Origin of the sequence: Streptomyces sp. NPDC051214 (genome assembly GCF_040682375.1) — a bacterium.
In the GTDB taxonomy this organism is placed as follows: Bacteria; Actinomycetota; Actinomycetes; order Streptomycetales; family Streptomycetaceae; genus Streptomyces.
The window spans coordinates 32270-51462 of sequence record NZ_JBFBAT010000008.1 but is presented as its reverse complement, the minus strand read 5'-3'; the positions used below and the strand labels follow the sequence as shown (position 1 = coordinate 51462).

Here is a 19193-nt window from a genome sequence, read left to right as displayed (position 1 = left end):
TCACGTGCACAGCGCCTACGAAACCGTCGAGGACGCCTACCTGACGGAGTTACGGAGCACCTACCTCGGCGCGCCCTTCCGCAACGCCCCGCGCGGCTTTCCCAGCCGTGAGCGACTGGGCGCCGGATTCCTGGTCCGCCGCCCCGTCCAGCGGCAGGTCGCGCTGCCGGCCCGCAGGTCCAACCTGGTCTTCAACTTCGCCGAGGCCCTCTGGTACCTGTCCGGTTCGGCCGACCTGGCGCTCGTCGCCCACTACGCGCCGAGCATCCGCAAGTACTCGTCCGACGGTGCCACCCTGACCGGCACCGCCTATGGGCCACGGATATTCGACTACCGGGGGACAGGGCTCGACCAGTGGCGCAGCGTCATCGACGTCCTGGCGGAGGACCCCGACAGCAAACGCGCGGTCGTGCAGATCTTCCACCCGGGCGAGCTGCGCGAACCGGGCAACATCGACGTCGCGTGCACCCTCGCCCTGCAGTTCATGCTCCGCGAGGGGAAGCTGCACGCCGTCGGCTACATGCGGGCCAACGACGCCTACCGCGGCATGGTCAGCGACGTCTTCTCCTTCACCTTCCTCCTGGAGATGCTCGCCGGGCAGCTGGGTGTCGGGGTCGGGAGCTACGTCCACCAGGTGGGCTCCCTGCACGTGTACGACAGTGACGCCCCGCTCGTGGAACGCGTCCTGCGGGAGGGCGCGGACCACCCGGACCCGGAGCCGTTCCCCGCGATGCCCGCCGGGGACAACTGGCCGCACGTACGCGAAGTGCTGCGGATCGAGGCGCGACTGCGCACCGACCGGCTGCGGCTCGGCCCCGCCGCGCTGCGCGCCCTGGACCTGCCCCGCTACTGGCAGGACGTGACCGGGCTCTTCGAGCTGCACCGTCAACTGACCTTCGAGCGCGAGACGGACCGTGAGCTGCTCGACGAACTCCCGCCCCTGTACCGCCGCATGATGCTGTCCCGCTGGCCCCGTACCGCTGCCGACCAGGAGGTCTCCGCATGACGATGACACCCGCCCGTGAGCTCGCCGGTGAGCTCGGCGTCGACACCCTGTTCCTCGCAGGCCCCTTCCTCCAGCTGCTCGACCCGATGACCGGTGAGATGCCGTCGGGGACGCGGGCGCCCTTCGCCTCCTTGATCGAGCACTTCGAGGGGCACGGGTTCAGTGTGCACAACGCGCACCGCCGTGAGGCGTGGGGCGCGGAGCTGATGTCGCCCGACCAGTGCACCCCGCTCGACCAGGAGGAGATCCGCAAGGCCGACGTGTTCGTGGCCTTCCCCGGGCTCCCCGCCTCTCCCGGCACGCACATAGAGATGGGCTGGGCCAGCGCCTTCGACAAACCGATCGTGCTGCTCCTGGAGGAGGGCCAGGAGTACGCGTTCCTCGTCCGCGGGCTGCACGCGGTCGCGACGGTCGAGTACGTCGTCTTCAGCGACCTGGAGTCGTCGCTTCCCGCCATCGACGCGGCGGTACGGCGTGCGGTGGCGCGACAGCGGGAGGCGCAGGACCGGAGCCGCTGAGAAGCGGAGCCCCCGTCGGCCGGCCGACGGGGGCTCCCCGGCCTCGCCGTCGTGAGAGGCACCGGGGAAGCCGCGGGTTTACGGTGAATCCGTGGGGAACCCGATCCCCCTCTGCACGTCGAGACGCGGGAGGCGAACCGTCCATGGCGATCGCGACCTACACCCTGGTTGCGCTGGACTGCCCCGAGCCCGAGCCGTTGGCCCGCTTCTACCAAGCGGTGCTCGGCGGCGAGATCCGGCAGTACGACGACGACTGGTACGACCTGTACGCCACGGGCGACGCCCGGATCTCCTTCCAGCGCGCACCGGACCACCGCCCGCCCAAGTGGCCGCAGGCGGAGTCCGATTCGCAGCAGCTGCACCTCGACTTCACCGTCTCCGACATGGAGAAGGCGCACGACGAGGTGCTCGCTGTCGGGGCGACGCCGCTCGACCTCGACGACCAGGGAGGCAAGCGGGGCTGGCGGGTCTACGCCGACCCGGCGGGCCACCCCTTCTGCCTCTGCCAGGACTGACGCCTTCAGGAGGCTTTGCGCCGCCGTGCCCCGCCCAGGGCCTTGACCAGCTCTTTCCGGTTCATGGACGAGCGGCCGGGGATGCCGGCGTCGGTGGCCAGCCGGTAGAGCTCGGTCTTGGTCAGATCGTCGAGCGACGCGTCGGACGACGCAGCAGGCTTCTTCGCCCGGTCCACGCTGGCCTTCAAGGCGTCCATGAGGTCGACGACATTGGTCGACTTCGCCGGGGGCTCCGCCTTCTCGACCTCCTCGCCCTTGCGCTTGGCGTCGATGAGGGCGGTCACCCGCTCCTGGTAGGTGTCGTGGAAGTCGTCGGGATTCCAGTCGATGTGCAGCGTGTCCACGAGTTGGCGTGCCATCTTGAGCTCGCGGTCGGTGACCTTCGTCTTCTGGGGCAGGCCGTCGATCTCCTCGCGCGGGTCACGGATCTCGTCGGCCCAGTGGAGGGTGTGCAGCGTCAGGATGCCGCCTTCGGCCTTCACCGCGACCAGATACTGGTGGTTGCGCATCACGAAGGTGGCGATCCCGGCTCTGTCCGCCTCGGCGAGTGCCTTCTCGAGCAGGGCGTAGACCTTGGTGTACTCCTTGCCCTTGGGGCCCAGGTAGTACGTCTTGTCGAAGAAGACCGGCTCGATCTGCGACAGGTCGACGAAACCCGTGATCTCCAGCGTCTTGGAGCGTCCGGGCGCGATGTCGTCCAGCTCGTCCGGCTCGACCAGGACGTACTCGTCGCCGTCGTCGAAGGCCTTGACGATCTCGTCGAGCGGGACCTCGTCGCCGGTGCGTTCGTTCACCCGTTTGTTGCGCACCCGGTCGGACGTGCCGCGCTGCAGCTGGTGGAAGCGGACGGTGTGGCTGTCCGTGGCGGTGAACATCTGGACGGGCAGGGAGACCAGGCCGAAGGTCACGGTTCCGCTCCACACCGGACGCGCCATGTCTGCGTCACCCCTTTCCGTCTCCCCTCACTGCACACCGGCGCGTGGCTCGCCGCATCCCGGGGCCGGGGTCACGTGACGCGTCAGGCGGAGTCGCGGGCGCCCTGGGCGAGCTTCCGGTCGAGGGCGGCCCGGACGAGTGCCGCGGCGGTCACCCCCGGCTTCTCGTCGCCCGCGAGCCGCAACAGCGCCGAGGTGTCCCGGGGCAGTCCGAGGCGCTCGGCTCCTTGCAGCACCTTGGCGTCGAAGCGGGGTGCGTACTCGGTCCACACGTCCTGCACCTCGCGCAGGAAGATGTCCGCACCGGTGGGCCCGAGGCCCGGCACCTCACGCAGCAGGCGTGTCAAGTGCGCCGCGTCGCCGTCGGCCCGTTCCCGCATCCGGCGCAGGTCCCCGCCCCATTCGTCCAGCACGAGACGGGCGCCGTCGCCGAGCTGGGTCGCGGTCCGTTCGTCATAGCGCCGGTAGCCGCCGCGCCCCAGGGCGTCGACCCGCTGCTGCCAGGTGGCGTCGGCCATCTGGCGCGGACCGCGCATCCCCGCCTCGTACAGCGCGCGGCTGCTCGCCACCGCAACGGATGCCCGGATCCGGGCGCTGAGCAGGCACGACAGGACGAGCGTGCGATAGAGCGGCTGGGGGGTGTCGGCGACCTTGATGCCCGCCTCCGCCGCGTACGTCCGTCCCGATGTCCTGAGCAGTTCCCGCATCACAGCCTTCTGGCCGGCCATGTCTCCCCTTCCTCGTTCAGTGCTGTGGGCCGTCGTGGTCCCGGTGGCGGTGGTGCGGGGCCGTGAGGACGGCCAGGGCCAGCAGAGCCAGGATCGCGAAGAGGAGCGCGAGGCCCGCCAGGGCCCACGGGCTGGGCGGGTCGCCGCTCAGGGAACGCGTCGCCCACACCCCGAAGAGCACGGCGAGCGCCAGAAAGAGCGGCGTGTAGAGGCAGGTGAGCAGATGGCGCAGGCGACGGGCCCGGTGTGTCTCCGGGAGCGGGCGCCCGCGACGGCCGATGTGTACGCCTTTCATGGCCGCCTCCAGCAGCTGAGGGCGCAGGCTGCCGTTGGTCCTTGACACGCTCCAGGATAGTCCTGGCCGAGCGCGGTCCCGGCTTCACGCGGGATGGCCGGGGGAGAGGTCGGAGACGTCGCTCAGGCGGAGCAGTTTCTCGTGCGGCGGCGGGTCCGCGCCCGCCTCCACCGGGGTGAGATGAAAGCCCACGTGATCTCCTCCGTCGGCGTGCCGCTCGACCTTGCCGACATACCAGGCGCAGGAGTCCGTGAGCACGGGAGTCCCGCCCGCGCGGGGCTCCCACCGCACCCGGGCGAACTTGTCGACGCGCTTGCCGCACTCGCCGCCGAACAGCTGCGCCAGGTGATGCTGATCGCGCCTGAGGAGATGCACGCCGAGGAACTCCGCTTCGCGGGCCACCTCGTACGTGTGGTTGGCCCGGGACAGCCACACCACGAAGCGAGGCGGCTCCAGCGAGCACTGCGAGGCGAAGCCGACCAGGCAGCCGGCCGGCGCGTCATCGGCGCCCGCCGCCGTCACCACGTACATCGGGTAGTCGAGCCGGTCGGTGAATCCGTCCACAGCCACCAAAGCGACAACCTTTCCTGGGCTCCTGGGGGACCGGTGGGGCGCCGGACGAGTACCCCGGACGCGGAATCCCAGTGGTCGGGCGACCGCGTCGCACGCACCACCGAGGGGCGCACCCAAGCGCTTGGGTGCGCCCCTCGGGGCCATGCACGGTCCGGCGTCAGACCAGGTCGTCGTCCATGTTCGGACGACGCTGGGCGCGCTCGTCGCCCTGCTCACGCTCCTGCTGGCGGTGCTGGCCCGGCTGTGCGGGGTCCTGGTCGCGACGGCCCCGCTGCGGGGGCTCCTGCCGGGCGGGGGCCTGACGGGACGGGTCGGCGGACCGCTTTTGCTTGCCCATGAGTTCACTCCTGGTGAGGGCGGATTGGTCTTCTCCAGCGTGACACGCCCGGTAACCCTGCGCATATCGAACAGATGCGGAGCGTGATAATGCCAGGTGAGGCCCGGTGTCGAGGTCAGGTCACGTCGGTCACCCGCCAGCGCTGGTTGGCGCCGGAGTTCGGTGTCCACGCCGTGACGGCCGCTCCGTCGTGCGTGGCCTGGCCGCCGACCTCGAGAAGCCTGCCCGTGGCGGCGTTGACGAGGGTCCATGTGCCGTCACCGGTCGTGGACATGATCCACTGGGCGGCCTTGCCGCGGGGGCCGGTGTCGGCCTCGACCACCGGGACACCGTCACGGACGGCCAGCCGTTTGCCCTCGGCGGGGCTGGTGAAGACGTACCGCCGCTGATTGCCGGTGTCCCCGCTGATCTGCCGCAGCCGCCAGTGCCGGTCCGCCGTGTCCGCGGCCGACTTGATGACGAGGCCGGTGCCGTCGTCGGCGACCGTGAGTTCCTTGCCGCTCTGGACGCCGGTCAGCTCGTACGTGTGGTTCTTCCGCAGCAGTGCGGCGTCCTTCGCGACTCCGGAGACCCCTTTGACGAGGAAGGACGTCACCGACTGCGCGGGCACCTCCAAGGTGGCCTTCTTGCCGCGGACGTCGACGGCGTCCTGCCGTTCGAGCTTGCCCTCGGCGCTGGTCACCACGGGCGTGACGGTGGCCTTGCCGCTCACGTGACCGAACTTGGAGAGGTCGACCGTGACCGAACGCGCGGCGGCCGAGCTGTTGACGTGGACGACCGTCGCCCCGTCGCCCTTGCGGGTCACGGCGGCGGCGCTCGACGTGTCGTCGACCTTGACCAGCCGGTCGCCGGGCCTGATGAAGTGGGTGAAGTTGCGGGCCGTGTCGAACTTGGTGTTCGTCCGGACCGGGCAGGTCTCCAGGGTGTCCTCGGAGGTGCAGCTGAACGGCAGCTGGATGCTGCCCCAGTTGCCGCCCTTGGTGGACTCGCCGCCGGGCTTCATGTTGTCGTAGTCCTCGACCGGCTGCCAGAACACCCAGGCCTTCGGCTCCAGTTCGCGCAGGTCGTCGACCATCCGCTGGGCCATGCCAAGGCCCGGCCGCATGTCGTCGAAGTCCTGCCCGTCACCCCAGTCGCCCTCGACCTCGCTCATCCACAGCGGCTTGTCCTCGGCCTTGGCCAGGTCGCGCACGCTGGTGCGGCCGTCCGTGCCGTAGGTGTGGACGTTCATCTGGCCGACGGCGTCCCTGACCGCGCGCGGATAGGAGTTCCAGTTCCGCGTGAAGATGGTGGGGTTGGTCTCGTCCATCGCGGCGATCTCCGTGCCGCTGCGGGACTTCCTGAGCGCCGGGCCGAGGGCGCTGATCACCTTCTGCTGGAGCTCGGGGCCGATGTGGGCCCCTTCCTGACGGCCGCCGACCGGCTCGCCGTCCGCTCCCAGGCGGGTTCCCCAGTAGTCGGTGTTGGGTTCGTTGAAGGGGTCGAGGGTGTCGACCTTGATGCCGTGCGCCTTCTCGAGCCGCTTGGTCGCGCCCACCAGGTAGGAGGCGAAGTCGTCGACCGACTCGGTCTTGAGCTGGTCCTCGCTCGCGTCGAAGCCGCCCGAGACGTAACCGCTCCTGGTCATGAACCAGGGCGGCGAATTGCTGAAGGTCTCCCAGTGGTCGACGTCGTCCTTGATCCGGTCGACCCACCAGCGCTGGGTGGCGTCGGCCTTGGGGTTCCAGTCGGCCGGGTCCGTGGCGCTCCACCAGTCGGTGTCCTCGCGCGTGGTGCCCGCCGGTGCCTTCCACCAGCCCTCGACCGCGCCGCCGGGGCGCAGATAGTCCTTGACGTCGGGGGCGTTGCCGCCGCCGATGTTGTAGCGGGCGATGTTGAGGCCGAGCCCTTCGTCACCGAAGAGCAGCTCCGCGAGCTTCTCGCGTATCTCCTTCGGATAGTCGCCGGTGGCGTTCGCGAACCAGACCAGGCTCGTGCCCCAGCCCTCGAACTTCTCGTGCTGGTAGGAGGGGTCGGGCCGTACGGTGACGGCCGCGGAGGCGGCCGCCGCGGCCGGCTGTGACGGGACGGTGAGCAGGGCCGCTCCGGTGGCCAGGGCGGTGCTGCCGACGACGCCGATGAGTCGCCTTGTACGGGTTCTCGTGCGGATACGGGGTGCCAACGTGTGCTCCCAACGCAGGTGCGCTCGGGGGCGTGCCGTGCCGCGTCAGGGCAGGACGGCACGCCCCGTGGACGGGGTGGCGCTGAACAGGAGTGGGGTCAGGGGCTGGGCTGTCGCAGGACGGCGACTTCCCTGGGGGACAGGACGAGGCCGCCGTGTTCGTCCGCGGTGTCCGGGGTGTCGCCGACGAGGATCTCGCCGGTCAGGCCGGGCAGCGGCACCGTCTCGTCGGTCCGGTTGACCAAAAAGAGATAGCGGCTCTCGGTGTCGCGGCGCACGGCCAGTTCGACGCGGCCGTGTGCGGGGGCGGGCAGTTCGCTCTCGACGCCGGCCGCGGCGAGGAGCTCCGGCAGCAGGACGGTGAGGCCGTCCGCGCCGAGCCGGGTGGAGACGTACGCGGCCGAACCGCGGCCCGCGGCCCGGCGGGTGACGGCGGGACGCCCGGCGTAGGCACCGCTGCGGTAGTGGGCGAGCACCTGCACCTCCGGTCCCGTGACGGTGATCCGGTCGGTCCACACCGTGCCTGTGGTGGCGTTGTCCAGGGTGACCGTGTCGTCGGCGAGCAGCGGCCCGAACTCCTCGACACGGATGCCGAGCAGCTCGCGCAGCGCCCCCGGATAGCCGCCGAGCCAGATGTGGTCGTTCTCGTCGACGATGCCGGAGAAGTAGGTCGTGACCAGATGGCCGCCGCCCTCGGCATAACGCGTGAGCTCCTTGGCGAGCGCCTCGGGGACCACGTGCAGCACGGGCGCGATCAGGACGTCGTACGAGGTGATGTCGGTGCGGGTGGTGACGATGTCGGCGCGGATGCCGAGGGCGAGGAGCGCGGAGTACCAGTCGAGCGCCTCCTGGTGGTAGTCGAGACGGGAGGTGGGGTGGGAGTCCTGCTCGCTCGCCCACCACGAGTCCCAGTCGAAGAGGACGGCCACGCGCGCCGGTTCGCGCACCGCCCCCGCGACGGGCGTCAGCGCCTTCAGGGTCTGCCCCAGAGCGCTCACCGCGCGGAACACCTCACTGTCGGCGCCGGCGTGCGGCACCATCGCCGAGTGGTACTTCTCGGCACCGGCCGCCGACTGGCGCCACTGGAAGAAGCACACCGCGTCGGCGCCGTGCGCGACGTGCAGCAGGGAGTCGCGGGCCAGGTCACCCTCGCGCTTGGCCAGGTTGACGGGCTGCCAGTTGACGGCGCTGGTGGAGTGCTCCATCAGGAACCACGGGCGGTGGCCCGCCACGGAACTGGTGAGGTTGGCGGAGAAGGACAGCTCGTCCCGGGCCTGCGGTCCCGGCACGACGTAGTGGTCGTTCGAGACGAAGTCGATCTCGCCGGCCCAGTCGGCGTAGTCCATGCCCTTGGTGCCGCCCATCACCATGAAGTTCGTGGTGACGGGCACCTCCGGGGTGAGCTCGCGCAGCACGTCACGCTCCGCGCGCAGATACTCCTTGAGCGTGTCCGAGGAGAACCGCTTGAAGTCCAGCTGCTGCGTGGGATTCGGATGCGACGCCGCGAGCCGCGGCGGCAGGATCTGCTCCCAGTCGCTGTAGCGCTGCGCCCAAAAGGCCGTTCCCCAGGCGTGGTTGAGGCCGTCGAGGGTGGTGTAGCGGGTGCGCAGCCAGTCGCGGAAGGCGCGGGCCGCGTCGTCGGAGTAGTCGTAGACGTTGTGGCAGCCCAGCTCGTTGGAGACGTGCCAGGCCACGAGCGCCGGGTGAGCGGCGTAACGCAGTGCCATCGCGCGCACCAGGCGCAGCGCGTGCTCCCGGAAGACGGGGGAGCTCGGCCGCCAGTGCTGCCGCGCCCCCGGCCACACCGTCTCACCGGAGGCGGTCACCGGGAGGATCTCCGGGTGCGCCGCGGTGAGCCAGGGCGGCGGGGACGCGGTGGCGGTGGCCAGGTCGACCCCGATGCCGCCCGCGTGCAGGAGGTCCATGACCTCGTCGAGCCACGCGAAGTCCCAGGTGTCCGCGTCCGGTTGGATGCGGGCCCAGGAGAAGATCCCCACGGAGACGATGTTGACGCCGGCCTCGCGCATCAGCCGGACGTCCTCCTCCCAGACCGCGCGCGGCCACTGCTCGGGGTTGTAGTCGGCGCCGTACGCGAGCCGGGGGGAGGTGTCACCGTCCGGTCCGCGCAGCAGCCGGGACGGGAGGGTGGGGGGCATGGTGGTCCTTCCGGTGTGGTGCTCGGGGGCGATCGTGAGGTGCGGGGTGCGGTCCGGGCCGCGTCACTTCTGGATGCTGAAGCCCTGCTCGGAGCCGTACTTGACGGAGGCGTCCTGCCAGGACTTCAGGCCCTTGGACAGGGGGGTGCCGGAGACGTAGGCCTTGCCCGCGGTGTCGTTGAAGATCGAGTTGGCGTACACCTGGTAGGGCAGGTAGCTCCAGTCGTCGGCGACGTTGGCCGCGGACTCGGCGAAGACCTTGTTGGCCTTCTGGCCGCCGAAGTACGGGAACTCGGTGTTCTGGAACGCCTTGGACTCCAGGTCCTTGGTGGTCGCCGGGAAGGCGCCTTCCTTGATGCGGGTCTGCACGCCCTTGCCGGAGTTGGCGTACTCGACGAAGGCGTACGCGAGTTCCTTGTTCTTGCCGAGCTCCGGCAGGGCGAGCGAACTGCCGCCGTTCTCGGCGCTCGCCTTGTCGCCCGCGGTCCACTGCGGCAGGGGAGCCGCGCGCCAGTCGCCGGATGCCTCCTTCACGCCCGAGGCGAAGTTGGCGGGCATCCAGGCGCCGGTGGGCAGGGTCGCGATGGTGCCGTCACCGAAGGACTTGTACCACTCGTCGGTCCAGGGGTTGATCGGTGCGACCAGCTTCTCGTCGATGAGCTTCTGCCAGGTCTCGGTGTAGGCGCGGGCGCCCTTGTCGGAGAAGTCGATGCCCACCTTCGTGCCGTCGACCTTGTAGGGACGCGACCCTGCCTGCCACAGCAGGCTGGTGGTCAGGCCCGCGTCTCCCGTGTCACTGGTGATGTAGGCCTTCGGGTCGGCCTTGTGCAGCTTGCGGGCCGCCTGGAGGTACGCGTCCCAGGTCGTCGGCACCTTGATCTTGTGCTTGTCGAAGACCTTCTTGTTGTAGAAGAGGGCCATGGGGCCGGAGTCCATCGGCAGGGCGTAGACGCCGTCGCCGGACTTCACCGCGTTCCAGGGGCCCGGTGAGTAGGACTTGCCGAGCTTGTCCGCGCCGAAGGGGGTCAGGTCGGTGATGTCCTTGGTCAGGGCGTACTGACCCAGCGCGTAGTACTCGACCTGGGCGACGTCGGGGACGCCCTTCTTCGCCGAGATGGCGTTCTGCAGGGCCGTGTACTGGTCCTTGTTGGTGCCCGCGTTCACCAACTCGACGTCCACGGCCGGGTGTTCCTTCTCGAAGTCGGTGACGACCTTCTTCAGGGTGGGCTCCCAGGCCCACACCTTGACCTTGCCGCCCTTCTTCAGGGCCGCCTCGATGTCCGCCGACGAGACCTGCTTCTGGTCGGATCCGTCGTCGTCGGAGCCGCCGCAGGCGGTCGCCCCCAGGGCGAGGGCGCAGACGAGACCTATGCCGCGCAGCAGGCGGCGGGTGTTCTGGGGCATGGCGATGCTTCCACTTCTTCGTGGTCCACAAGGGCGAACGGGGCGGACATAGGCGGGTGACGCGGGGTCAACTGGCGTGCGGGCGCTACTCCTTGACGCTTCCGGCGGCGAGCCCGGACTGCCAGTACTTCTGGAGCAGCAGGAACGCGGCGATCAGTGGCAGGACGGTGATCAGCGAGCCGGTGATCACGAGATGGAAGACGGGATCGCCGCCCGCTGTCGCGGCCTGGGCGTTCCAGCTGTCGAGGCCCAGGGTCAGCGGGTACCAGTCCGGGTCCTTGAGCATGATCAGCGGCAGGAAGTAGTTGTTCCAGGTCGCGACCATCGTGAAGAGCAGGACGGTCACGGTGCCCGGTGCGAGCAGCGGCAGGGCCACCTGGAAGAAGGTGCGCAGCTCGCTCGCCCCGTCGATACGAGCGGCCTCCATCAGCTCGGCGGGAATGGCCTCGGTGGCGAACACCCACATCAGATACAGGCCGAAGGGCGAGATGAGCGAGGGGATCAGGACGGCCCAGGGGGTGTCGGTCAGGCCCATCTTGCTGAACATCAGGAAGGTGGGCACCGCCAGGGCCGTGCCCGGTACGGCGACGGCGCCGATGACGACGGCGAAGACGCCGCGCTTGCCGGGGAAGTCGAACTTCGCGAGGGCGTAGCCGCCCAGGACCGCGAGGAAGGTGGCGCCCCCGGCGCCGACCACGACGTAGAGCAGCGTGTTCAGGAACCAGCGGGTGAAGACGCCGTCGTCGTACGTGAACGTCGAGCTGATGTTGTCCCACAGGGCGAACTCCCCGCCGAACCACAGGCCGAACGAACCGGCGAGACCCTCCTGGGTCTTGGTGGCGCTGATGACCAGCCACAGCAGGGGTATCAGGCTGTAGAGCAGGACCAGGCCGGTGAGCACGGTGAGCAGGACGCTGCGCCGGGGACGGCCCGCGGTGTGCCGCCGGGAGGTGCGGACGCGCGGCGTCCGCAGCCGGGGTGCGGCGCCCGGGGCGCGGGCGGGTGCGGAGGCGGTCGGGGGAGCGGTGGTGACGGGGCTGCTCGGTCCGGTCATCGGGTCACGCTCCCTTGCGCATGCCGCGCAGCTGGACGACGTAGGCGATGACCATGGTGATCAGGCCCATGACGATGGCGACCGTCGCGGAGTAGTTCTGCTGCTGGCCCGAGAACGACAGCGAGTACGTGTAGAGGTTGGGGGTGTAGTCGGTGGTGATGGCGTTGGGCGCGAGGTTTTGCAGGATGCTCGGCTCGTTGAACAGCTGGAAGCTGCCGATGATCGAGAAGATCGTCGCGATGATCAGGGCGCCGCGGATCGCGGGGAGTTTGATGGCCGTGATCACCCGGATCTGACCGGCACCGTCGATCTCCGCGGCCTCGTACAGCGAGTGCGGGATGACGCGGAGCGCGGAGTAGAAGATCAGCATGTTGTAGCCCACGAACTCCCAGGTGACGATGTTGCCGATCGACGCGAGGACCAGGTCGGGCGAGAGCGGGTCGGGCAGCGTGACGCCCAAGGCGTCGTTGATGTCGCCCACGAGCCCGAAGCGGGTGCCGTACATGAAGCCCCACATCAGCGAGGCCACCACGGCGGGCACGGCGTAGGGCAGGAAGACCGAGATCCGGAAGAAGTCCTTGCCGTAGAGGCGGCCGCTGTCCAGGGCGAGGGCCACCAGCAGGGCGATACCCAGCATGATCGGGACCTGCACCGCGAGGAACAGAGAGACCCGGCCCAGGGCCGCCCAGAACTGGCCGTCAGCCAGGGCCTGTTGGTAGTTGTCCAGGCCGACGAACGTGGTGCCGCCGATGAGCTGGTCGCGGAAGAGGCTCAGATAGACGGAGTAGGCGAGGGGAGCGAGGAAGACCAGGGCGAACACCGCCACGAAGGGGCCGATGAACCCCCAGCCCGTCCAGGAACGGCGGGTCCCCGGTGACGGGGGCCGGGCCGCGCGCCGCTCGGCGGCCCGTTGCAGGTGAAGCGTCGTCATGTCGTTCCTCGCTCGTCCATCTCGCTCGTCCGTCTCGGAGCAGGCGTCACGTGGCGCGATGTTTGCGTAAACATCGCGCTGCGGCAAGGGCGGGGGCCAAGCAGCGCGGGTGTTATGTTTACGTAAACATTCGGTGGCGGAATGTCTACACTGCCCCGATGGCGACGGTCAAGGGTCGTCCGGGAAGACCGGGACACACGCGGCGAGGGAGACAGTGACAGCACCACGGAACACTTCGGTGAGCGGCACCCCGGGCGGACGGGAGCGGGCCGCGCGCCGCGGGCAGAGCGCGTCCATGGCCGACGTGGCCCGGCTCGCCGGCGTCTCCTCGCAGACCGTCTCCCGCGTCTCCAACGGATTCCCGGGCGTCAACGAAGAGACCCGGCAGCAGGTGCTCGCCGCCATGAAGGAACTCGGCTACCGGCCCAACAGCGCGGCCCGCGCCCTCAAGCGCGGCGAGTTCCGCACCATCGGCCTGATCACCTTCACCCTCTCCACCACCGGCAACGTACGCACCATCGACGCGATCGCCACCTCCGCCGCACAGGAGGGGTACGCCGTCACCCTGCTCCCCGTCGCCGTCCCCACCCAGGACGAGGTGCGCGGCGCCTTCTCCCGGCTCGGGGAACTCGCCGTCGACGCCGTCATCGTCATCATGGAGAAACACCTCCTCGACGCGGCGGCCCTCTCCCTGCCGCCCCACGTCCAGGTCGTCGTGGCCGACTCGGACGCCGGGGACCGCTACACCGTGGTCGACACCGACCAGGCGGGCGGCACCCGCGACGCCGTACGGCACCTGCTCGACCTCGGCCACCGCACCGTCTGGCACCTCGCCGGGCCCGAGGACTCCTACGCCGCGCAACGCCGCGCCGACGCCTGGCAGACGACGCTCGAAGCGGCCGGCCGCACCGTGCCGCCCCTCGTGCGCGGCGACTGGTCGGCGGAGTCGGGCTACCGGGCAGGTCTCGGGATCGCCGGCCACGAGGACTGCACGGCGGTGTTCGCGGCCAACGACCAGATGGCACTGGGCCTGCTGCGTGCCCTGCACGAGCGCGGCCGCAGGGTTCCGCAGGACGTCAGCGTCATCGGCTTCGACGACATCCCCGAGTCCGGTTCCTTCCTGCCTCCCCTGACGACCGTCCACCAGGACTTCGCCGAAGTCGGGCGCCGCTGCGTCGAGGGGGTCCTGCGCCAGATGCGGCAGAGCGCCCCGGAGCGCGGCACGACGCTCGTGCCCACGCGGCTCGTCCTGCGCGAGAGCACCGCGAGGCCGCCCGCGCGCACGCCTTCGCGCTGATTCCGGGGGAAGGTGGGGAGGCGAGGACATCGTTCGAGGCCGGAGGCTCCCATGAACGGCGGCGACAGTGACGGCAGCGGCGGCAGCGGCAGCGGCAGCGGCAAGGGCGCGCAGGGGCTGCGCTGCCTGGTGACCGGGGCGACCGGATACATCGGGGGGCGGCTCGTCCCCGAACTGCTCGACGCGGGGCACCAGGTGCGGTGCATGGCCCGCTCTCCCGGGAAGCTGCGCGACTACCCCTGGGCCGGGCGGGCCGAGGTGGTGCGGGGCGACGCCTCCGACGCCGAGTCGGTCGGCGACGCCCTGCGGGACATCGACGTCGCGTACTACCTCATCCACGCGCTCGGCACCGGATCAGGCTTCGAGGAGACGGACCGGAAAGCGGCCCGGATCTTCGCCGAGCAGGCCCACGCCGCGGGCGTACGGCGCATCGTCTACCTGGGCGGTCTGACCCCCGAGAACATCCCGGAGAAGGACCTCTCCCCGCATCTGCGCTCACGGGCCGAAGTGGGCCGGATCCTCATGGAGTCCGGCGTGCCGGCCGCCGTGCTGCGCGCCGCCGTGATCATCGGCTCCGGCTCCGCGTCCTTCGAGATGCTGCGCTACCTCACCGAGCGCCTGCCGGTCATGGTCACCCCGAGCTGGGTGCGCACCAGGATCCAGCCCATCGCCGTGCGCGACGTCCTGCGCTACCTCGTGGGCAGCGCCACCCTGCCCGACGACGTCAGCCGCACCTTCGACATCGGCGGCCCCGACGTCGTCACCTACCGCGACATGATGGGCAGGTACGCGGCCGTGGCGAAGCTGCCGCACCGCCTCATCCTGCCCGTGCCCATGCTCTCCCCGGGCCTCTCCAGCCACTGGGTAGGCCTGATCACCCCCGTACCGGCCTCGATCGCCCGGCCGCTTGCGGAGTCCCTGCGGCACGAGGTCATCTGCCACGAACACGACATCGCCCGGTACGTGCCCGACGCGCCCGGCGTCCCGATGAGCTTCGACAAGGCGCTCGCGCTGGCCCTCGAACGGGTGAAGGACGCCCAGGTCAGCACCCGTTGGTCGTCCGCGTCGGTGCCCGGCGCCCCCAGCGACCCGCTGCCCACCGACCCCGACTGGGCGGGCGGCAGCCTCTACTCCGACTGCCGGGAACGGGCCGTGGACGCCTCGCCGCAGGCCCTGTGGGGCGTCGTGGAAGGCGTGGGGGGCGACAACGGCTGGTACTCCTTCCCGCTCGCCTGGGCGGTGCGCGGCTGGCTCGACCGGCTCGTCGGCGGGGTCGGGCTCAGACGGGGACGCCGCGACGCCCAGCGGCTGCGGGTGGGGGACTCGCTGGACTTCTGGCGCGTCGAGGAGCTCGAACCGGGCCGGCTGCTGCGGCTGCGGGCCGAGATGCGGCTGCCGGGGCTCGCCTGGCTCGAGATGCGCGCGGACCAGGACGACAAGGGCCGCACCCGCTACCGGCAGCGGGCGCTCTTCCACCCGCACGGCCTCCTCGGCCACGCGTACTGGTGGAGCGTCTCGCCGTTCCACTCGCTCGTCTTCGGCGGCATGGCCCGCAACATCACACGTACGGCCGAACAGCGCACCGCCAAAATCACCCAGAAATCGTGACCCACGGGCAATCCGGCGGCGCACCGGCTCCGAATCACCTCTGAAGGCGACCAGCGTCCAGGAGGATCACCGGGTGAACGAAGTGGTACACATCAGCGGGGCTCCCTCCGCGGGCCCCGATCTCGCTGAGCTGCTCGGCAGGGTGGCGCGCGGCGACCAACAGGCCTTCGCCTCGCTGTACGACGCGGTCTGCTCTCCCGTCCTCGGGCTCGTGCGCACCGTGCTGCGCGACCCGGCCCAGTCCGAAGAGGTCGCCCAGGAAGTGCTGGTGGAGGTGTGGCGGTCGGCCGCCCGCTACCGGCAGGAGCGGGGGAGTGTCATGAACTGGGTCCTGACGATGGCGCACCGCAGGGCGGTGGACCGCGTGCGGTCCGTCCAGGCGTCGGCCGAGCGCGACCACAAGGCGGCGCTGCTCGAACGCACCCCGGCCTTCGACGAGGTGAGCGAGCAGGTTGAGACGCGCCTGGAGCGCGAGCAGGTGCGCCGCTGCCTGCGCACCCTGACCGAACTGCAGCGCCAGTCGGTGACGCTGGCCTACTACCGGGGCCTGACCTACCGGGAGGTCGGCGAGCTGCTCTCGGTGCCCCTGGGGACGGTCAAGACCCGGCTGCGCGACGGTCTCATCCGGCTGCGTGACTGCCTGGGGGTGAGCGCATGAGCGCCGCCGACCTGCACACGCTGACGGGTGCGTACGTCCTGCATGCCCTCTCCGACGAGGAGCGCGCGGAGTTCGAGCGGCACCTGGAGGTCTGCGAGGCCTGCGCCCAGGAGGTGCGTGAACTGGCCGCCACCGCGGGGCGTCTGGCCCGCGCCGTCTCAGTCGCCCCGCCCCCGGACATGCGGGCCGAGGTGCTGCGGCGCATCGCCACGGTCCGCCAGCAGCCGCCGCACACGCCCACGCCGGGAAAGACCACCGGTGGTGCGGGCGCCGGCCGGCGGCTGTCCCGCTTCGCCCTCGCCGCGTGTCTGGCCGCCGCCGCGGGGTTCGGTGGCATCGCCGTATGGCAGCACGAGCGCGCCGATGAGGCGGGCCAGCGCGAGCAGGAGGCCAGGCGCCAGACCGAGCAGCTGGCCCAGGTGCTGGCGGCACCGGACGCCAAGGCCTCGACCAAGGAGCTCTCCGACGGCGCTACGGGCACGGTCGTGGTGGCCAAGAGCCGCAACCAGGCCGCCTTCGTGGCGGCCAGGATGCCCGAGCCGCCGTCGGGCAAGGTCTACCAACTCTGGTTCAACGACGACGGATCGATGCGTTCGGCGGGCCTGATGAACCCGGGACGCAGCACCGAGGCGGTGCTCCTGGACGGTCCGGTGGACCAGGCGTCCGGCATCGGCATCACCGTCGAGCCGGCGGGCGGTTCCGAGGAGCCGACGACCGACCCGGTGGCCCTGATGAACTTCCCCACGGCATGAGGAGCCGCAGAAAGTGACTGTATCGATCGTCCTGTTCACCTCCGACCTGCGCCTGCACGACCATCCGCCGCTGCGGGCGGCACTGAACGAAGCGGACCGGATCGTCCCGCTGTTCGTGTACGACGAGGGGGTGCGGGCCACCGGCTTCGCCGTGCCGAACCGGCGTGCCTTTCTCGCCGACTGCCTGGAGGATCTCGACTCGGGGCTCCGCAAGCGCGGTGGCCGCCTCGTGGTCCGCAGCGGTGACGTCGTCGACCAGGTCCGCGAGGTGGTGAAGGAGTCCGGGGCGCAGCGGCTGCATGTCTCGGGAGGGGTGAGCCGATACGCGACGCGGCGCGAGGAGCGGCTGCGGACCGCGCTGGAGGACACCGGCTGCGAACTGGTCGTGCACGACGCGGTCATCACGGCCGTCGCGCCGGGGGAGGTGCTCCCGACGGGCAAGGACCACTACGCGGTGTTCACCCCGTACTTGCGGCGCTGGACGTTGGAAGGGGTCAGGGACGTCCTGGCCGCCCCGCGCAAGGTGCGGGTCGCCGACGTGGGGTCGGACCCGGTGCTGCCGCGCGCGGAGATCACCGGCGTCTCACCGGGGCTGGGCACCGGCGGCGAGGGCGCCGGGCGCCGCCTGCTGCGGGACTGGCTGGCCGGCGGCGTCGAGGGGTACGAGGACGGCCAGGACGACGTCGCCGGTGATGCTACGTCGCGGCTCTCGCCCCACCTTCACTTCGGCACCCTGTCGGCGGCCGAGGTCATCCACGGGGCGCTCCGCGAGGGCTCACCGGGGGCGCAGGCGTTCGTCAGGCAGCTGGCCTGGCGGGACTTCCACCACCAGGTCCTCGCGGCCCGCCCGGACGCGGCGGGCCAGGACTACCGCCCGCACGGCGACCGGTGGCGCACGAACGAGAAGGAGATCAACGCCTGGATCGAGGGGCGCACCGGCTATCCCTTCGTGGACGCGGCGATGCGGCAGCTGCGCCATGAGGGCTGGATGCACAACCGGGGGCGTCTGGTGGTGGCCAGCTTCCTCACCAAGACCCTCTACGTCGACTGGCGGGTGGGCGCCAGGCACTTCCTGAGCCTCCTGGTGGACGGCGACATCGCCAACAACCAGATGAACTGGCAGTGGGCGGCGGGCACCGGCACCGACACCCGCCCCAACCGGGTCCTCAACCCCGTCATCCAGGGCAAGCGCTTCGACCCGGGCGGCCGTTACGTACGCCGCTGGGTGCCCGAACTGGCGGATGTTCCCGGCCGCTACATCCACGAACCCTGGAAGCTCCCGGACCGCGACCGGGCGGACCTCGACTACCCCGAACCGGTCGTCGAACTGGCGGAGGCCCGCGCCCGCTTCGAGCAGGCCCGAGACGCCTGACGGCCCAAGGAACACATGGCAACCGCAAGGGCGTGAGTGCCCGATCGGGTGAATGTGGATCTGTGACCAATCCCCGGCCCGCTCGGTGACGAATTCCGTGTGTGAGCGAAGAACGGATGACGTCGGGACGGCGCGCGGGGGCGGTGGCGCCCGTGCTCTGATGCCGCCCGCTCCCGGCCACCCCCATGCATGCACCGACGCAAGGAGAAAACCATGTCCATGTACTCCACCCGTATCCGCCGTGCCGCGGTCGCCGTCGCCGCCGCGGCGGTGCTGCCGATCGCCCTGACGGCCTGCTCGGACAGCGACGACAAGGACACCAAGGCCGCGGACTCCACGCCCAGCGCGCAGGAGACCAAGTCGGACGACGCGATGAAGGCGAACGAACCGTTCGGACCGGCCTGTTCGTCGGTTCCCGAGAGCGGCGCGGGCTCCTTCGACGGGATGGCGAAGGACCCGGTCGCCACCGCGGCGTCGAACAACCCCGAGCTGTCCACCCTGGTCACCGCGGTCAAGAAGGCCGGGCTCGTGGACACCCTGAACAACGCCAAGAACATCACGGTGTTCGCGCCGACCAACGACGCCTTCGCCAAGATCCCCAAGGCGGACCTGGACAAGGTGCTCAACGACAAGGCCCAGCTCACCAAGATCCTCACGTACCACGTGGTGGGCGAGAAGCTGACGCCGCAGCAGCTGGAGAACGGCTCCTTCGAGACCCTGGAGAAGAGCAAGCTCACCACCGCGGGCTCCGGCACGGAGTACAAGGTCAACGACACGTCGAACGTCGTCTGCGGCAATGTCCCGACGGCCAACGCCACGGTCTACATCGTCGACACGGTCCTGATGCCGAAGAGCTGACGCGGACCGCATCCCGATACGCCTCCGCCGCCCCT

At 70.4% G+C, this 19193-nt stretch carries 19 protein-coding genes; 9 read left to right on the top strand and 10 right to left on the bottom strand.

The features are described from left to right. Positions 1–4: 4 nt before the first annotated feature. The 3 genes from AB0M70_RS21665 to AB0M70_RS21655 all read left to right on the top strand — a co-directional run bounded on the left by AB0M70_RS21665 (position 5) and on the right by AB0M70_RS21655 (position 2039). Complete coding sequence (locus AB0M70_RS21665) at positions 5–1006, top strand: thymidylate synthase (protein WP_365821629.1); 1002 nt, start codon at positions 5–7, stop codon at positions 1004–1006. Continuing rightward, the gene (locus AB0M70_RS21660; RefSeq protein WP_365821627.1) at positions 1003–1524 is read left to right on the top strand and encodes a hypothetical protein; all 522 of its coding nucleotides are present in this window, start codon (positions 1003–1005) and stop codon (positions 1522–1524) included. Before AB0M70_RS21665 ends, AB0M70_RS21660 begins: the two co-directional genes overlap by 4 nt. 143 nt (positions 1525–1667) lie before the next feature. After that, positions 1668–2039, top strand: coding sequence for a VOC family protein (locus AB0M70_RS21655; protein WP_365821625.1), 372 nt, complete (start codon positions 1668–1670; stop codon positions 2037–2039). 5 nt (positions 2040–2044) lie between these two features. On the opposite strand, the gene AB0M70_RS21650 is transcribed toward AB0M70_RS21655, so the two are convergent. The 10 genes from AB0M70_RS21650 to AB0M70_RS21605 form a co-directional block, all read right to left on the bottom strand. Further along, positions 2045–2974 (bottom strand): Ku protein, encoded by a 930-nt coding sequence (locus tag AB0M70_RS21650; protein WP_365821623.1) that lies wholly within the window; start codon positions 2972–2974, stop codon positions 2045–2047. Between the two features lie 83 nt (positions 2975–3057). Next, positions 3058–3702 carry an endonuclease gene (locus AB0M70_RS21645; protein ID WP_365821621.1) on the bottom strand — a complete coding sequence of 215 codons (645 nt, stop codon included), beginning with the start codon at positions 3700–3702 and terminating at the stop codon, positions 3058–3060. A 16-nt stretch (positions 3703–3718) separates the two neighbouring features. Continuing rightward, entirely contained in the window at positions 3719–4045 is a 327-nt protein-coding gene (locus AB0M70_RS21640; RefSeq protein ID WP_365821619.1) for a hypothetical protein, read from the bottom strand. Between the two features lie 36 nt (positions 4046–4081). Further along, on the bottom strand, positions 4082–4570 hold the full coding sequence (locus AB0M70_RS21635; RefSeq protein WP_365821617.1) for a flavin reductase family protein: 489 nt from the start codon (positions 4568–4570) through the stop codon (positions 4082–4084). A 157-nt stretch (positions 4571–4727) separates the two neighbouring features. After that, positions 4728–4907: a hypothetical protein gene (locus AB0M70_RS21630; RefSeq protein ID WP_365821615.1), complete on the bottom strand. Its 180-nt coding sequence runs from the start codon at positions 4905–4907 to the stop codon at positions 4728–4730. Between the two features lie 115 nt (positions 4908–5022). Next, on the bottom strand, positions 5023–7056 hold the full coding sequence (locus tag AB0M70_RS21625) for a glycoside hydrolase (RefSeq protein ID WP_365822361.1): 2034 nt from the start codon (positions 7054–7056) through the stop codon (positions 5023–5025). Between the two features lie 110 nt (positions 7057–7166). After that, entirely contained in the window at positions 7167–9224 is a 2058-nt protein-coding gene (locus AB0M70_RS21620) for a beta-galactosidase (RefSeq protein WP_365821613.1), read from the bottom strand. Between the two features lie 63 nt (positions 9225–9287). Continuing rightward, complete coding sequence (locus tag AB0M70_RS21615) at positions 9288–10628, bottom strand: sugar ABC transporter substrate-binding protein (protein ID WP_365821611.1); 1341 nt, start codon at positions 10626–10628, stop codon at positions 9288–9290. Between the two features lie 85 nt (positions 10629–10713). After that, positions 10714–11682 (bottom strand): carbohydrate ABC transporter permease, encoded by a 969-nt coding sequence (locus AB0M70_RS21610; protein ID WP_365821609.1) that lies wholly within the window; start codon positions 11680–11682, stop codon positions 10714–10716. Positions 11683–11686: 4 nt separating this feature from the next. Then, positions 11687–12613: a sugar ABC transporter permease gene (locus AB0M70_RS21605; RefSeq protein WP_365821607.1), complete on the bottom strand. Its 927-nt coding sequence runs from the start codon at positions 12611–12613 to the stop codon at positions 11687–11689. Positions 12614–12908: 295 nt separating this feature from the next. Between AB0M70_RS21605 and AB0M70_RS21600 the strand changes: the two genes are divergently transcribed. The 6 genes from AB0M70_RS21600 (at position 12909) to AB0M70_RS21575 (ending at position 19158) form a co-directional block, all read left to right on the top strand. Further along, entirely contained in the window at positions 12909–13910 is a 1002-nt protein-coding gene (locus AB0M70_RS21600; RefSeq protein ID WP_365822359.1) for a LacI family DNA-binding transcriptional regulator, read from the top strand. A 51-nt stretch (positions 13911–13961) separates the two neighbouring features. Beyond that, the gene (locus tag AB0M70_RS21595) at positions 13962–15518 is read left to right on the top strand and encodes an SDR family oxidoreductase (RefSeq protein ID WP_365821605.1); all 1557 of its coding nucleotides are present in this window, start codon (positions 13962–13964) and stop codon (positions 15516–15518) included. A gap of 73 nt (positions 15519–15591) precedes the next feature. Then, a complete protein-coding gene (locus AB0M70_RS21590) occupies positions 15592–16176 on the top strand; it encodes a sigma-70 family RNA polymerase sigma factor (protein WP_365821603.1) in 585 nt (194 codons plus the stop codon). Then, the gene (locus tag AB0M70_RS21585; RefSeq protein ID WP_365821601.1) at positions 16173–16928 is read left to right on the top strand and encodes an anti-sigma factor; all 756 of its coding nucleotides are present in this window, start codon (positions 16173–16175) and stop codon (positions 16926–16928) included. Before AB0M70_RS21590 ends, AB0M70_RS21585 begins: the two co-directional genes overlap by 4 nt. 13 nt (positions 16929–16941) lie before the next feature. Further along, positions 16942–18300: a deoxyribodipyrimidine photo-lyase gene (locus AB0M70_RS21580; RefSeq protein ID WP_365821599.1), complete on the top strand. Its 1359-nt coding sequence runs from the start codon at positions 16942–16944 to the stop codon at positions 18298–18300. A gap of 219 nt (positions 18301–18519) precedes the next feature. Next, positions 18520–19158 carry a fasciclin domain-containing protein gene (locus AB0M70_RS21575; protein ID WP_365822357.1) on the top strand — a complete coding sequence of 213 codons (639 nt, stop codon included), beginning with the start codon at positions 18520–18522 and terminating at the stop codon, positions 19156–19158. Positions 19159–19193 lie beyond the last annotated feature (35 nt).